Genomic DNA, 15,514 nt, shown 5'->3' on the forward strand with positions numbered 1-15,514 from the left:
GACAAAGATGAGGAAATTAAAATGCCCAAAAATAATGAAAGTAACCGGCAACGGTCACCGGAGGACTTCGAACAAGTCTATGATCGGCGTAGCGACTATAACTCACACTTCAAACATCCCCAGGTTCATCCCCACCGCCCACTCCTGTGGGTCATCGTGGCAATCCTGCTGGTCTTCCTAGGGGGCGGACTAGCTTACGGTTACCACGCTTGGACCTCGGCCAAAAAGACCTTTGACCAGACCTACCAGTCTTCTGGTGTGTCCAAGAGCCGTAACATCTCGGCCGTGTTAAAGGAAAACAAGCCGTTCTCGATTCTCCTCCTGGGAACCGACACGGGGGCTCTGGGACGGTCTGACGTGGGTCGGACCGATACCATGATGGTCGCCACCATCAACCCCACCACGGAAACGGCCTACCTGACCAGTATTCCCCGGGATACCCGGGTAACGGTGGGCTCCGGCGCGAACGCGTCCATCCAGAAGATCAACGCTGCCTACACGATTGGCGGGCCCAGCGGTGCGGTACAGACCGTGGAAAACCTGTTAGATGTGCCGATCGACTTCTACGCCATCGTCAACATGGGCGGGCTGGAAAAGATGGTCAACGCGGTGGGTGGCGTCGACGTGACACCGCCACTGACCTTCAAGTACGCCCAAGCCGACGTCAAGAAGGGCGTCAAGACCCACTTGAACGGGAAGCAGGCTCTATCGTACTCCCGGATGCGCTACGATGATCCCCAAGGCGATTACGGCCGGCAAAAGCGGCAACGCCAAGTTCTCCAGAAACTAGTGGTCAAGGCGGCGGGGTTATCCTCCATCACCCGGTACCAGCAGATTCTAACGTCCCTCAAGGGGAACCTGAAGACGGACCTGAGCTTTGACGATCTGATGCAGATTCGGGCTAAGTACGGTGACGCCTCGCACCACATCAAGTCAGAGACCTTACAGGGGGACGACGCCATGATCGATGGAATCGCCTTCCAGGTCGCGCCGAATAAGGAACTTAAGCGTGTTTCTAACCACATTCGGAAGACCCTAGACCTCGAACCAACGACCAAGTTCACCACGGACGCGTTAAATGCTTCGCAGGATACCACCGGAACGGGAACTGGTTACTAATTCAATCACGATTGACAAAGACTGAGATTTTTTCTCAGTCTTTTTTATTTGCCAAATTCCCCGTTTCTCACGGCTTAGCCCCACTGACGATCAATTTTCCGCAAAATTAGGGGTTGCCAGCGCGCGGCGAATCCCGTAATATCTAAATAGTAATTATTACCATTTAGAAATAAGGAGTGTTTTCAACATGTTTGCACGTTTTCCGCGTCTTACCCATCTCTGGCGGTTGCTTCCCCTACTGGCCATCTTGTTGCTAGCCGGGTGCCAGTCCACCCAGAAATCCGCCGCCTCACGGACCAGCACCACGAAACCGATCCACGTAGTCACCAGCTTGGACTTCTACGGCGAAGTCGCTCAGGCCGTCCTAGGCCAACACGGGACCGTCGACACCATCATCAAGAGTGCCAGTGTGGACCCCCATGATTTCGAACCCACCCCACAAAACGCCACGACCGTGAGTCACGCGACCCTGGTCCTGGGTAACGGACTGGGCTACGACGCTTGGCTGGGCAAGCTGGTCGCCAGTGACCAGAACGCCCCCAAGTATCTACGCGTGGGCGAAGATGTCCTGGGCTTAAAGACCGGGGCGAACGAACACGTCTGGTACCGTCCAGAAACCATGCCCAAGCTCGCCACTGCATTGGCCCAGCAATTCGGTAAACAGGCCCCCAAGTACCGGACCTATTACCAAAAACGGGCTCGGGCCTACCAGCAACAGCTCAAGCCCCTCCAACGCCAGATTAAGCAATTACAACGTTCCCGGCAGACGCAACCGGTCATTGCTAGCGAACCCGTCTTCGATACCGCGCTACAGGCCCTGGGGTATCACCGTATCAGCGACCGGTTCGAAAAGGCCGTGGAGAACGGTACGGACCCCGCTCCCCGGGACCTACAGCGCCTGCAAACGGCGATCCGTCACCGTAAAGTGGCCTTCTTGGTCAACAACCAACAAGCCAGTTCTCCCACGGTCAAGCAACTGGTCCGCCTCGCTAAACAATCGCAAGTCCCCGTCCTGAACGTGACCGAGACCAAGCCCCAGGGTCAGACCTACGTGGAATGGATGTCCCAGCAATACACGAACTTAGCCCGGATTCAAGCCGACCAGCACTAATGTTGACCGAAGCCCCATTACTCATAACCGTCAAAACTGTGCTAAAGTAGAGGTGAACGCATCTTCGTACAAAGGAAGTGAACCACCATGCCGACCTATCGTTTTTTCGTCCAACCCCAAATCGATCAGGACGCGCAACGGGTGATTGGATATGAGGCCCTCTTACGTCAACAGGTCAACCGAAACTGGGTATTACCCGCCTCATTTACGGCGATTTCGGTGACCGACCAGATCAAGCTGTTAGCTGAGACGGCCACGATGTTAAACGTCGCCGCCAGTCAGCAAACCCTGGCCTTCAACCTCAACAACGCCCAATTTCACGACCCCCGGACTCTGGGGGCCATCGTCCTCTTCAAAAAGCAATTCACTAACGTGGACTTGACCATTGAATTGACCGAAGCCCCCCAGCTGGACGAACTAACGCGCTTTAGCACGGTCCTGCACCAATACGGTATCCAACTGATCATCGACGATGTGGGCACCGGTTCCAACACGTACGCCAACATCCGGAACCTCCTCCCCTTCGTGGACGAAATCAAGTTTGCCATGCAGAACCTGCGGGCCACCCATCGTGACCAGCGGATTCCTTACGAACTGGCCTTCTGGTCCCAGATTGCCCGAACGTTCCGGTTACGGATGATCTTGGAGGGAGTCGAAAACGCCGCCGACCAAGCACTGGCCAAGCGGTTCGGAATCTCCATCCACCAAGGGTACCTATACGGTAAACCCAGCTTACCAGCTTAGGTTTAGGATAATTAAAACGGCCTCAGGATTTTTCCTGAGACCGTTTTTTCATGCCATCTGTTATTCTTAACCAGTCCTAGTTTAACAACCCCAGTGCATAGCCCACCAGACTAATAACCAGTACACCGCCCAACAACCAGGACGGCTTCACGTGGTGGCGTAGTAGCCAGACGCAGCCTAGCGTCAAGACCAAGGGAATTAGCCCCGGCATCAGTTGGTTGAGAACTTTCTGCAAAGTGTAATCCGTATGGGTGCTGGTGGTCCAGCTGAATTGCAACTGGACCCGAACCCACCGCGGGACTAAGGCACCCATGACAAACATCCCCACGATGGAGGCGCCCAACGTCAGCTTCTGGAGAATCCCACTGCCCAGATAATCGATCACGTGCAGGCCCTGCTGGTACCCCCAGCGCTGGGCCCACCAGCGAAAGCCTAACCGGACTAAGTTCCACGCGATAAAGAAGACCAGCGGGCCCACGATGCCAAAGCCACTTAGCGCCAGGCTGGCCGCAAAGGCACTCAAAATTGGGCGCCAAGTTCCCCACCACACGGGGTCCGCCACGCCAGCCAACGAGCCCATCATCCCCACTTTCATGGCGTTAATATCCGCCGCTGAGACGGCGTCCCCCCGGGCATGTTGCTCCTCTAAGGACAGGGTCACCCCGGTAATCAACGACTGCATGTAGGGCATGGTGTTGAAGGACGCCAGATGCCGGGTCGCCGCGGCTTGTCGGTCTGCTTTATCCGCATATAACCGCTCGATGGCGGGAATCATGATATAGCAAAACCCCAAGTTCTGGAGGCGCGGGTAGTTCCACGCGGCCTGTTCCAGACCAGAGCGGCCAAAAATCTTCAATTGATCTCCCAGCGTTAACGTCTGGGGTGTTTTGGTTGGCATCGTTGACCCTCCCTACAAGTCGTCTAATTCCCGGTCGAGTTCATCTTCCGTGGTGTCCCCAGATTGGCCTCCCGTCGGCGGTTGCGGTCCCCGCCCCGTGGGTTGAATCGAGACATAAATCAAGGCTAGCGCCACGCCAATCATGCCTAACGCAATCAGGCTGAGATGCTGATCCGTGGCAAGCGCGAAGCCCAGGAAGAAGAACGGCCAGACCTGCTTGGTCGCCATCATGTTGATCACGATAGCGAAGCTGACCACCGCCAACATACTGGCGGCGACCCGCAGGCCCCCGTGAACGGAGGTGGGCAACCACTGGTACCCTTGACGGAGAACGGACGCTGGAATCAACAGCAACACCGCCGTAGGCAACATGACCCGCAGGCCCTGCAACGCCGCGCTATACAGGTGTAACCGCGTGATGCGGTGCAGGTCCCCCACCGCCGCGGCCTGATCCGCTTGGGCAACCAACGGGACGATCAAGCGGCGTAAGAGCCGGGTCAAGACCTGTCCGACCCAGGCTAGGGGTAACGCTAAGATCACGCCCGCAGCCACCGGCAAGTGCGCCGGGCCACTGACCCACCAAGCCGCAACTACAGCGGCTAACGCGGGGTCTGGGGCAACGGCCGCACCGATATTCATCCAGCCCAGTGTGACCAGCTGTAACGTGGCTCCTAACGTCACGCCACTTAACGGTTGGCCTACCGCCAGGCCCACCAAGGTACAGGCCACGATAGGTTGCTGGAATTCCCACTCGTCGGCGACGCCCTCGATTCCCGCGAGAAAGGCAATGATTAAGATAGCAATGATAGCTCCGGTCACGATGACGCCTCCCAACTTCTGTCATGATGTTCTCACAAAAATACCCCGCCCGGAACGACCCGAGTGAGGTATGCACCCTAATTCGCCGTTAACCCTTGCTTCGTAGCTAACGTTAAAAATGCCTGTTGCCGATCAGTCGGCACCGTCTGCGTATAGACGTTCACGCCCGCCGCAACCAACTGCTGGGCGGCGGTCACGTCCGCCGTATCCGCCGCGACACTGGGGGTCAACATGGTCTTATGAACCGTGTACGCCAGATTCCCCACGTTCACACCGGTCTCAGTCAGGTCAATGCCCTGAGCCGCTAACTCGGCCATTTCTCCCAACGTTTCCGTTAAGACTAGCGGCCGAAATTGGTCAAACCGGGCATCCCGATAGATCTGAACCATCTTCGCCACCGTAATCACGTTGGCTTTGACCTCCGGTGGCGCGGCCTGCATAATCAATAATTTACGTAAGTGGTCTTGAGCCACGTTGTCGGAGACGACCAGGATTCGGTTGGGCCGAATCGCCTTGGTCCACACGGTCGCCACCTGGCCATGCAAAAGCCGGTCATCCACGCGTGCCAGTTGAATCGCCATTGTCATAGTAAGTCGTCATCTCCCGTGTCCATCTGTAAATCTAAGTGCCGAATGCCCCCCTGTGCCGCGCGCTCAAGGTGCGGGATCACATCGGCTAGTGGCTGTTGTTGCAACGCTAGGGCTTCGATCAACATCGGTAAGTTCAAGCCTGCCAGTAGGCCGTACTGATCCGGGTGTTCCGCTACGATGCGACTCGCCGCGTTAAACGGCGACCCGCCCCACAGATCAACCAGAAACAACACGCCATCGTTCGGCTGCATTTCTTGAATCGCGAGTCGGTAGTGGCTAACCAGGTCTTCGACCCCTTCTTTAGCGGCCAACGGTACGGCAACGACTTTCTGAGCCTTACCGAAAATCATTTCGGCACTCTGTAGAATGCCCCGGGCAAACTCCCCGTGACTGGTTACGATTATGGCCAGCATCCTGCCACCCCTTCACTTTTTCCGTTATTTAGTCTGAATTCAATATAGCACAAAAGAGCGTTTCCAGCCACCACCCCTAAGAATTTTGTGCCAGTTGCACCATCGCTTGTGGCGTCAAGAAACTGACGTCGGGCGTTAGGTTCGTGGGCCGCGTTCCGTTCCACGCGGCAAAGCCGAATTGCACGTGGGCCGCGTGAGCCGCTTGTTGATCGTATAAGGTATCCCCCACGTAAACCGTGTCGGCCGGCTTCACGCCTAGCCGTTCCATCGCGAGTAAGATACCATCGGGTTCCGGCTTGCCGTGGGCCACATCTTCGGCCACCACCTTCACGGTAAAGTAGTCATCCAACCCTTCGCTCACCACGTCGCGATCGTATTCGAATTGTCGCTTCGAGGTCATCACGGCTAACCGAGACCCTAACGTCATGAGTTGTCCGAGCGCTGTCTTAACGCCGGCGTAGACGGCTACCGTGTCCCGGTACTCTTGCGTTCGCGGCCCCCACAACTTCAAGACCGCTGGCCAATCCGGTACCTTCAATCGTAACAACGCATCCTTACTGGGAATCCCGAACATGGTCGCCAGTTCCGCGTAGGGCTTCTCGATGCCCCGTTCGTGGAGAATCGCTTGTAGTGACTTCATGTACATGGCTTCCGTGTCGAGTAACGTTCCGTCAATATCAAAGATAAAATTTTTCATTTTGCTTGCCTCGCTTCCGGTTTTTCCGTCATCCCACTAAAAAAGGATGCGACCCCGTGAGGTCCCATCCCTAGTGTAGCATGCTTTTTTGATTACGACTCAAACTTCGGTGCGGGAACCGTACCATCGGCTGGCACCGGCGTTCCCGATTGGTGGTCGTCTTGGTCGTTAATGACCTCTTCAGAACGTTGCAGGTTCCGCAACTGCCGAACCGCCCGAATCCAGGATGGCACCAGAATTGCACAGGAGCCCAGCCAAGCCAGTGGTTCCGCGGAAACGGCACCGGCATACCCGAAGGCCCCCACCATGAACAGTGCGGCGAAGACCCGCATGGTCAATTCTCCGACACCGGCCAACGTCGGTAAGACCCGCCGACCCAGGCCCTGCAGGGTGTTTCGGATAATGAACAGCACACTCAATAACAGGTAGGTGCTTCCGATGATGTTAAAGTAGGTCTGTGACAGTTGAATCACGTGTTCGTCGGCCGTCCCAATGATCAACGTGACGATAGGCCGTCCAAAGAAGATCACCAACGCACCGGCTGCCACGGCAAAGGTCCCAGACAGCCACAGGGTCTTCTTGACCCCTTCTAGGATCCGGCCGTACTTGGCCGCCCCGAAGTTTTGGGCTGCGAAGGTCGCCATAGTGACCCCGAACGAAGACATCGGCAACGAGCAGAGTTGGTCGACCTTAGAAGCCGCCGTCGAGGCCGCCACAGAATCCGTCCCTAAGGAGTTCAAGGCCGCTTGCATCACCATGGTCCCAATCGCGATGATGGAGAGCTGGAAACCCATTGGCATCCCAGTTGAGAAGTGGTCCCAGAGTTCCTTCACGTCGACCCGGAAATCGTCCCAGGTGATGTGTAAGAGCGGAATTGACCGGACAATGTAGGCGATACATAGCAGCGAAGCGACGACTTGTGAAATCACGGTCGCCCACCCAGCACCGGCCACTCCCATATGGAAGACCAGAATGAACAGAAGTTCCAAGGCCACGTTGACCACGGTCCCGATGACCAAGAAGATCAACGGGGTCCGCGAGTCGCCTAAGGCCCGGATGATGTTCGACAGCAAGTTGAACGCCATCGACGCGAAGATTCCGGCAAAGATGGTCCGAATGAAGATCCGGGCGTTCACGTAAATGGACGCTGGCGTCTGCATTAATTTCAAGATGGGATCCACGAAGGTCAACGACAGAATCGTTAACAGGATGGTCATCAGAATCGAGATGACAATGCTCGCGGCAAACGACCGCCGCACGCCGCGCAGATCTCCGGCACCGTACCGGGTAGCCGTGATGATGGCGAGGCCGGCGGTAAGTCCTTGCGCAAAACCAATGATCAAGAAGTTGATCGAGCCAGTCGCCCCAACGGCCGCTAAAGCCTTGACGCCCAGTGTCTGTCCGACGACCACGGTGTCCGAAACGTTATATAATTGCTGGAATAAATTCCCAATCAACAGTGGGATGGTAAAGAAGAAAATGAGTTTGAGGGGACTGCCCTTGGTTAAGTCGTTCATAAAAATGCCGACCTCCTTATTCAAATAATAGGTATCAGGTCAAAACCACAAGGCATCCACTATACCGCCATCAGCCAGCTTTGTCTGTAAATATGCTCACGCGATTTTCCTGACAATTTAATTCCCTATACTACGCGCCGAAAATACTTTTGGAAAGGTCAAATTAGCCTGAAAACGATTGCGTGCTGGAATTGTTACCTGTTTGTCACAAATTCATTCAGGGTTGGGTCTCGCTTGCCAATTAATCACCCCATGCGGGTAAAAAAGACCGATAAAAAAAGTCTCCCAAGCACTTTGCTTGGGAAACTTTTCTGTAAACCTCTGATGCGGCCAAGAAGATTCGAACTTCCACCGGGATTACCCCGACAAGATCCTTAATCTTGCGCGTCTGCCAATTCCGCCATGGCCGCATTAACTCACAAGAAATAGTATACCAAATGATTTTCACACTGACAATATTTTTTGCAAGTTATTTTAAATTAATTCATTCTAGGCATCGGTCAGGACCGTGGCGCCCTGCTGATCTACCGGGATAATCCGCAGACTCCCCGGTAAATTCTTCTCCGCCAGCTTATGGCGTAACAACGTTAACTTTCCAGAATCGCCTAACGTGACCACGGTTGGTCCCGCCCCACTGAGGTAGGTGCCCACGATATCTAACTCGTGAGCCGCTTCGCGAATCTGGTCTAGCTCAGGAACCAGCTGCGAACGGGCCTGCTCATGGAACTCATCACGCTCGATCATCCGGGCCGCTAGTTCCCAATTCCCCGCTAGCAGCGCCGCAACCAACACGTTGGCCACGCTGCTGGCGTGCACGGCCGTCTTAAAGTCGACCGTGGCGGGTAACGCCGCCCGGCTCTTCCGGGCCAATAACTTCTGTCCCGGAATAAAGACCAGGGCGGATAGATTAGCCGGTAACGGTAACGACAGCGCGTCCGCCCGCCCGTCGTTGACCGTGGCCACGGCAGCCTGTCCCATTAAGGCGGGCGCCACGTTATCTAAGTTACCGCCAATTTTGACCGCCCAGTTCAGTTGATTGGCGATGGAAAGGTCCATCTCCCCCAGCTCATTGGCAATCTTGATGCCGGCAATGATGGCACTGGTGGAACTCCCCAGCCCCCGGGAAACCGGGATGTCCGACATCACCGTCAACTGGTGGGCCTGCAGCTTAGGGTTCACCTTTAAGGCCGCTTGGACCATCAGGTTATGCTCATCGCGGGGAATCTCCGTCCCCAACGCGTGATTGACCCGCCACTCTTCCGTCCGTTCCTCGATAATGACCGTCAGATACAGGTGTAGGGCGGCCCCAATCGAGTCGATACCGGGGCCCAGGTTCGCGGCCGTTGCCGGTACCCGAATAATTGTTTTACCCATTTATTTTTTGCCTCCTTCAATCTTTAGGCCGCGTCGCCGCCGTGACCACGCCCGTCCAGCGCAGCCGTCCGCGACACCGACCACAGACCATCCTGGTCACGTCCACCCGGCGTAACCGGTAGTACCGCTGCTGACAGGTCGTACAGACGTAGACCTGCCAATGCCGCAATCGCGGCGTCGCGGGGGCCGGGGCGGGCGCATACCGCAACCCGCCAACCTGCCGGAGAAGACGTTGAAAAGCCTTGGTTCGGTGCTGACCGGACTGTCCGGCTAGATGCAGATGGTAGTGACACAGTTCGTGCTTAATCACGCCCTCCAAGGTCGCCTGGTCGTGCTCCGTTAACATCCGCGGGTTGATCTCGATGTCGTGATCCCGCAGCCGATAACGGCCACCAGTCGTCCGCAAACGGGCGTTAAAATACGCGTGATGCCGGAAGGGATGCCCAAAGAACTGCTGTGAGAGTTGCTCGACTAACCGCTGTAGCGCTTCATCGGTCATGCAACCATCCCCTTTCAACCTCACGATTGGCAAGCAGGCGCTCCACCTTCGTGAAGCGCCCGTCGGCCTTACATTTGACTCGTCATAATCCGTTGGGTCATGGCGGTGACTTTGCCCATAGCTTCCTCTTGTTGCTGCTCAGCAGCGTTAAAGGCGGCTTCATCGACCGTCTGGTCCGCAGGATGAATACTATCTGTCATGGCTTGGCATCCCTCAGTGTAATTCCGGAAAGCCGTCACCAAATTTTTGTGTTTCCCCAAAATTTTAATCGGGGCTTGGGCCTGTTCCAACTGCGCCAGCTTGGCTTGGTAGCCATCGGTTCCCTTTTGGAAGTGGTCCGCCACCGCCGCCAGATCCGCCACGGTCAATTGGTCGACCGTGTGCGCGTCTAAGGCCTGCCGAATCTTTTCAAAATCAGCGTTCATGTCGTTGGCTTCGTCTTCCGTTCCTTGTAGGACCTTCGACAATACACCAAAGTACACGTTTGGATTTGTTTTTCGCATCTTGACTGCTCCTAAATTTTAGTTGTCTCGCCAGAACGTATCGTACACGTTGACGGGTAAGTGCCGCTTGTGGGCCGTCTTACGATACCAGTTCTCAATCGTCGTAGCCGCTTGTTCACTGACCGGCTTCCCTTCCAGGTAGTCGTCAATGTCTTGGTAGCGGACCCCTAAGGCTACCTCATCCGGTAAAGCCGGACGGTCGTCTTCCAGATCGGCCGTTGGGACTTTTTGGTACAGGTGTTCCGGCGCACCCAGGAACCGCAGCATGGCCGCGCCCTGACGCTTATCTAGCCGCCATAACGGGCAGATGTCCGTAGCGCCATCCCCGTACTTGGTGTAGAATCCGGTCACCGCTTCGGCCGCATGGTCGGTCCCCACGACGGCCCCGTTCCGGGCACCGGCGATCGCGTACTGGGCGATCATCCGCTGGCGGGCCTTGATGTTGCCCTTGTTAAAGTCACTGATGGTGTCGCCGTTAGCCGTCACAGCCGCTTCCATGGCGTCCGTGGCGGGTTGAATGTTGACCCGTTCCACCACGTCAGCGTTCATGAAGTCGATGGCCGCCATTGCGTCAGCTTCGTCGGCCTGTTCACCGTACGGCAACCGCACCGCGATGAACTGGTAGTCCGACTGTCCCGTCTCCCGCCGTAACTCCGTGACCGCTTGTTCGGCTAAAGCCCCCGCTAATGTCGAGTCCTGACCACCGGAGATTCCTAAAACTAAGGTCTTCATGAATGAATAGTGGCGTAGGTAATCCTTTAAGAAGTCCACACTCCGCCGAATCTCCGTCTCCGGATCAATGGTCGGTTGGACCTTGAGCGCCTCAATGATTTCTCGTTGCATGTCGCGCATCGTTCTTACCCCCTCAAATAATCCCGCGTTATTCAGGCATCTTCTGTACGTAACTGTGAATCTGCTTGATGATCTCCATCTTCTGGTCCCAACAAGCTTGGGAGAGGTCGACCGGATACTTCTGCGGGTTCAAATCCCGCTTGTATTCCGGCCACAGATTGGCCAAGGCGCCCCGGGCACGATCCCGGACCGCGGACAGAGCGGGCAACTTGTAAACCAACTGACCATCCTCGAAAATCGACTGCAAGAGTGGCCGGGCGTTGAAGTCCGTGACCGTCTTGTTGATGTAGGTGTAACTTGGGTGGAACATGAAGAGGCTTTCGTAGTTCCGGGGGTCTTCACTCGACAGCGCCACGTAGTCTCCTTCCGTCTTCCCATCCGTCTTCTTGGTGATCCGCCAGACTTGCTTCTTCCCAGGCGTCGTTACCTTCTCGGCGTTGTTCGACAGCTTGATCGTCGGTTGCATCTGCCCATGGTTGTCTTCGATGGCGACCATCTTATAGACGGCGCCCAGGGCTGGTTGGTCAAAGGCGGTGATCAGTTTAGTTCCGATCCCCCAGACATCGATTTTGGCATCTTGCATCTTCAAACTTTGAATCGTCTTTTCATCTAGGTCGTTGGAAGCAAAGATCTTCGCGTTCGGGAAGCCTGCTTCGTCCAACTTTTGCCGGACCCGCTTCGACAGGTAGGCCATATCGCCAGAATCGATCCGAACACCCTGGAAGTTGATCTTATCGCCCATCTCCTGGGCAACCTTAATGGCATTCGGCACCCCACTCCGTAAGGTGTCATACGTGTCCACTAAGAAGACGCAATCGTGATGGGTCTCCGCGTAAGCCCTGAAGGCGGAGTAGTCATCGCCGTAGGTCTGCACCAACGCGTGGGCGTGCGTGCCACTGATGGGAATCCCAAAGAGCTTGCCGGCCCGAACGTTAGACGTCGCGTTAAAGCCCCCGATGTAGGCCGCCCGGGTCCCCCAGATGGCTGCGTCGAATTCTTGAGCCCGGCGCGTCCCGAATTCCATCAGCGCATCGTCACCGGCCACGGAACGAATCCGGGCGGCTTTAGTCGCCACCAGCGTTTGATAGTTCAGGATATTTAAAATGGCGGTTTCGACTAATTGACAGTCGGCTAATGGCCCTTCAACCTGTAGAATAGGTTCATGGGCGTAGACCAGTTCCCCTTCGACCGCTGAACGAATCGACCCCGTAAACTTAAAGTTTGCCAGGTAATCCAAGAAGTCGTCGGAATAATCCTCCGCTTCCCGCAAATACGCAATATCGGTTTGGGAAAAGTGCAGATTTTGGATATAATGAACAACGTGCTCTAACCCTGCGTACACGGCATACCCGTTGTGAAAGGGCATGTCGCGGAAGAAGACTTCAAAAACCGCTTTTTTGTCGGCGATGCCTTCTTCAAAGTACGTCTGAATCATGTTGATCTGGTAGGCATCCGTGTGCAGAGTGTAACTGTCATCAGGATACAAAGTTGTCATAATTCTTTACTCCCTTAGCTAGTTTTCAAGCTGAATGTGAGACAGATTTTCATGCAATAATCTCTTACATTTTAGCATGAAACCCGCAATTCAGCCCAATATTTCATATCAAACCTCAGAGTGACTTTATCCTCCGAACAATCGAAAGGAGTCCTTGCCATGCAAACGACATTTCCGACCGTTTCTGTGTTAAATGTTCCGTTCATTAAGGCCTCACGGGCCCAATTCCTGTCGACCCTCCAGGCCCGCATCGACCACCAGCAAAACACCTTCGTGGTGACCGCTAATCCAGAGATTGTGATGTACGCCCACCAACACGCGGACTACCTCCGGCTGCTGCAACACGCAGACTTCGTGACCCCCGACGGCGTGGGCATCTTAGACGGCGCCAAGATCCTAGGCGACCCGCTTCCCGAACGCATCACTGGCTTCGACACCATGACCGCTCTGTTGACTTGGGGCAGTGACCACCACAAAGCGGCCTACTTCGTGGGAGCCAAACCGGAAGTCATCGACTTTCTCCGCGACATTCTCCCCAGTCACTACCCGGGGTTGAACATCGTGGGGCTCCGCGACGGGTACTTTACGGACGAACAGACCGTTGCCGACGACATCGCTGCCAAACAACCGGACATGGTCTTCGCGGCCCTGGGCTTCCCCAAGCAAGAACACTTCATCGCGACCCACCGCCAAGCCGTAAACGGCCTGTGGATGGGGGTCGGCGGGAGCTTCGACGCGCTCGCCGGGACGGTCCCTCGAGCTCCTGAATTCTGGCAAAAACATCACTTGGAATGGGCCTACCGGACGCTTAAGGAACCTAAACGGCTTAAACGGATCGCCGTGATTCCCCGCTACCTGCGTCTGGTTCGCCAGCAGGCTAAGCACTAGATGATTACATTCCTAATTTTTCCATAAACATCATAATATTGACTCGCTTACAAGAATACCTCCCCTAACGACCGTGGGCCGCTAGTGGGAGGTATTCTGAGTTATTCGGTTATTTTTCTAGGTAGAACTCAAAGCGTTCACCCACGTACTGGGTCCGCACGTACTCAAACGGCGTCCCGTCTTGCAGGTAGGTCACTTGCCGCAAACGCAAGATGGCGTCGCCCCGCTTGATCTTCAGATATTCAGCAATCCGTTCGGACGCCGACATCGCGGAGACCGTCTGTTGTGCCTTTCCGGGAATCAGCTTTTTCTTATCTTCCAGTGCCCGGTACAAGGAGCTGGTGACTTCCTTCTTATTCAAGCCCTTGACCAGCCGATCCGGGACCGTTGCGACTTCAAAACAAATGGGCACATCATCTCCGTACCGAATCCGTTCCATCCGCAGGACCACGTCGTCTTCACCCAGCTTCAGCTTCTCGGCTTCACTCAGGGAAGGGTTCATCACGTGGTACGAAATCGTCTTGCTGGAGGGTTGCTTGCCCTGCGCCAGCATCAGGTCCGTAAAACTCGTGACCCCGGACATTTTCTCTTGGACCTTCTGGTTGGCCACGTAGGTCCCGGAACCCACTTGACGTTCCAGAATCCCTTCGTCGACTAAGGTCTGAATCGCCTGCCGCAGTGTCATCCGACTCACATCAAAATCGCGTGAGAGCTCCCGTTCGGACGGGATCCGATCCCCCACTGCCCACTTACCGGCCTCAATCGCCCGCTTAATGTCATTATGAATTTGAATATAAATCGGTGAACTCACAGCAACCAACATCCCTTCTAAAACTTGTGTAATTGTTTAGTGTTTATCATGCGCAAATCTGCGACCTAAACTGTAGGTCGCCATCAGGTGCAGGTCCGCCGTCAGCAGATTGAGATCCGCATCCCGACCGACCGTTAATTTTCCTTTTTGGTCCAAGCCAAACTCGGCCGCCTGGTTCACGGCACTCATTTGTACGGCGTCGTTCACGTCGCAGCCCGTAAAGGCGATCACGTTACGGAACGCTTCGTCGTACCGTAAGACGGAACCCGCCAGGTTACCGCTTTCGAGCCGTGCCTGCCGGTCCTTGACGATGACCTTCTGCCCACCGAGCTCGCTGACCCCTTCCGACATCCCCTTGGCTCGCATGGCGTCCGTCACCAGTTCCAACCGGTGTGGGCCCTTTTGCTGATAGGCCAACTTTACCATGTCCGGAACGATATGGAACCCATCACAGATCAACTCACAGTACAGGTTATCTTCCAACATCGCGTGCCCGGTGACTCCCGGCTCACGATGGTGGAGTCCCCGTTGTGCGTTGTACAAGTGGGTCACGTGGGTCGCCCGACTGGCTAACAATTGTGCCCGCGTCGCGTTCGAGTGCCCCACGGACGGGACGATACCGTGCGCCAAGCAATAACTTTCGAACTTCTGCGCACCCGCGTCTTCGGGCGCATAGGTAATTAATTTGACCCGGTTACCCGACAACTGGTTCCAATGGTCTAACAACTCGACGTCGGGATCCTTAATGTACTTTTCCGGTTGGGCGCCCTTGAAGACGGCCGCGATAAATGGGCCTTCCAGGTGCACTCCCTGAATAATCGGATTCCGTTCAGCAGCCACCGCGATTCCCCGCATCGCGTGATCGATGGCTTGATTCGACTGGGTCATGGTCGTCGGGAACAATGACGTAATTCCTTCATAAACCATATGGTTAACCATCTCGTTGATTTGGTCGGGGTCTCCATCCATACTATCATAACCATAACCACCATGGCTATGCACATCAATAAATCCCGGGACAATCGTCCGTCCCGTCACCACGTGGACCTGGTCTGCGGGTAGCGGGCGAAAATCCGCCACGGGACCCACGGCTTCGATCTTTTGGTCGAAACGAATGTACCCGTCTGGAATCACGGTCTCACCGGTGTAAATCTTTGCATGTTTTAAGACAATACTCAATGGCT

At 55.4% G+C, this 15,514-nt stretch carries 17 protein-coding genes and 1 tRNA gene; 4 read left to right on the forward strand and 14 right to left on the reverse strand.

From position 1 onward, the window contains the following. The first annotated feature begins 21 nt into the window (after positions 1 to 21). From RIN67_RS10255 to RIN67_RS10265, 3 genes are all read left to right on the forward strand, one after another. The gene (locus RIN67_RS10255) at positions 22 to 1,119 is read left to right on the forward strand and encodes an LCP family glycopolymer transferase (protein WP_107740650.1); all 1,098 of its coding nucleotides are present in this window, start codon (positions 22 to 24) and stop codon (positions 1,117 to 1,119) included. A 187-nt stretch (positions 1,120 to 1,306) separates the two neighbouring features. Beyond that, entirely contained in the window at positions 1,307 to 2,230 is a 924-nt protein-coding gene (locus tag RIN67_RS10260) for a metal ABC transporter solute-binding protein, Zn/Mn family (RefSeq protein ID WP_313825883.1), read from the forward strand. Positions 2,231 to 2,317: 87 nt separating this feature from the next. Further along, complete coding sequence (locus RIN67_RS10265) at positions 2,318 to 2,974, forward strand: EAL domain-containing protein (RefSeq protein WP_265000395.1); 657 nt, start codon at positions 2,318 to 2,320, stop codon at positions 2,972 to 2,974. Between the two features lie 76 nt (positions 2,975 to 3,050). Here RIN67_RS10265 and RIN67_RS10270 read toward each other — a convergent pair whose 3' ends face one another. The 12 genes from RIN67_RS10270 to RIN67_RS10325 form a co-directional block, all read right to left on the reverse strand. Further along, entirely contained in the window at positions 3,051 to 3,872 is an 822-nt protein-coding gene (locus tag RIN67_RS10270; protein ID WP_056944161.1) for a PTS system mannose/fructose/sorbose family transporter subunit IID, read from the reverse strand. Between the two features lie 12 nt (positions 3,873 to 3,884). After that, a complete protein-coding gene (locus RIN67_RS10275) occupies positions 3,885 to 4,691 on the reverse strand; it encodes a mannose/fructose/sorbose family PTS transporter subunit IIC (RefSeq protein ID WP_265000299.1) in 807 nt (268 codons plus the stop codon). Positions 4,692 to 4,768: 77 nt separating this feature from the next. Continuing rightward, positions 4,769 to 5,278 carry a PTS sugar transporter subunit IIB gene (locus RIN67_RS10280; RefSeq protein WP_265000300.1) on the reverse strand — a complete coding sequence of 170 codons (510 nt, stop codon included), beginning with the start codon at positions 5,276 to 5,278 and terminating at the stop codon, positions 4,769 to 4,771. Further along, on the reverse strand, positions 5,275 to 5,694 hold the full coding sequence (locus tag RIN67_RS10285) for a PTS sugar transporter subunit IIA (RefSeq protein WP_107740642.1): 420 nt from the start codon (positions 5,692 to 5,694) through the stop codon (positions 5,275 to 5,277). Before RIN67_RS10285 ends, RIN67_RS10280 begins: the two co-directional genes overlap by 4 nt. Positions 5,695 to 5,770: 76 nt before the next feature. Then, positions 5,771 to 6,391, reverse strand: coding sequence for an HAD family hydrolase (locus RIN67_RS10290; protein WP_265000301.1), 621 nt, complete (start codon positions 6,389 to 6,391; stop codon positions 5,771 to 5,773). A gap of 92 nt (positions 6,392 to 6,483) precedes the next feature. Next, a complete protein-coding gene (locus tag RIN67_RS10295) occupies positions 6,484 to 7,908 on the reverse strand; it encodes an MATE family efflux transporter (protein ID WP_056944164.1) in 1,425 nt (474 codons plus the stop codon). A gap of 325 nt (positions 7,909 to 8,233) precedes the next feature. Continuing rightward, positions 8,234 to 8,318, reverse strand: a tRNA-Leu gene (locus RIN67_RS10300). A gap of 79 nt (positions 8,319 to 8,397) precedes the next feature. Continuing rightward, positions 8,398 to 9,282 carry a homoserine kinase gene (gene thrB / locus RIN67_RS10305; protein ID WP_265000302.1) on the reverse strand — a complete coding sequence of 295 codons (885 nt, stop codon included), beginning with the start codon at positions 9,280 to 9,282 and terminating at the stop codon, positions 8,398 to 8,400. Positions 9,283 to 9,298: 16 nt separating this feature from the next. After that, entirely contained in the window at positions 9,299 to 9,781 is a 483-nt protein-coding gene (locus RIN67_RS10310; RefSeq protein ID WP_024747578.1) for a SprT family protein, read from the reverse strand. 68 nt (positions 9,782 to 9,849) lie between these two features. Then, positions 9,850 to 10,284 (reverse strand): hypothetical protein, encoded by a 435-nt coding sequence (locus RIN67_RS10315; RefSeq protein ID WP_265000303.1) that lies wholly within the window; start codon positions 10,282 to 10,284, stop codon positions 9,850 to 9,852. An 18-nt stretch (positions 10,285 to 10,302) separates the two neighbouring features. Continuing rightward, positions 10,303 to 11,136: an ammonia-dependent NAD(+) synthetase gene (gene nadE, locus RIN67_RS10320; protein WP_056944166.1), complete on the reverse strand. Its 834-nt coding sequence runs from the start codon at positions 11,134 to 11,136 to the stop codon at positions 10,303 to 10,305. A 28-nt stretch (positions 11,137 to 11,164) separates the two neighbouring features. After that, the gene (locus RIN67_RS10325) at positions 11,165 to 12,631 is read right to left on the reverse strand and encodes a nicotinate phosphoribosyltransferase (protein ID WP_265000305.1); all 1,467 of its coding nucleotides are present in this window, start codon (positions 12,629 to 12,631) and stop codon (positions 11,165 to 11,167) included. 159 nt (positions 12,632 to 12,790) lie between these two features. On the opposite strand from RIN67_RS10325, the gene RIN67_RS10330 reads away from it, so the two are divergent. Next, a complete protein-coding gene (locus RIN67_RS10330; RefSeq protein ID WP_265000306.1) occupies positions 12,791 to 13,519 on the forward strand; it encodes a WecB/TagA/CpsF family glycosyltransferase in 729 nt (242 codons plus the stop codon). Between the two features lie 109 nt (positions 13,520 to 13,628). Here the strand turns inward: RIN67_RS10330 and RIN67_RS10335 are convergent, their stop codons facing one another. Beyond that, positions 13,629 to 14,330: a GntR family transcriptional regulator gene (locus tag RIN67_RS10335; RefSeq protein ID WP_024747573.1), complete on the reverse strand. Its 702-nt coding sequence runs from the start codon at positions 14,328 to 14,330 to the stop codon at positions 13,629 to 13,631. A 36-nt stretch (positions 14,331 to 14,366) separates the two neighbouring features. Further along, positions 14,367 to 15,509, reverse strand: a complete 1,143-nt coding sequence (nagA, locus tag RIN67_RS10340) for an N-acetylglucosamine-6-phosphate deacetylase (protein WP_265000307.1) — start codon at positions 15,507 to 15,509, stop codon at positions 14,367 to 14,369. Positions 15,510 to 15,514 lie beyond the last annotated feature (5 nt).

Origin of the sequence: Levilactobacillus namurensis (assembly GCF_032197885.1) — a bacterium.
Taxonomy (GTDB): Bacteria; Bacillota; Bacilli; order Lactobacillales; family Lactobacillaceae; genus Levilactobacillus; species Levilactobacillus namurensis_A.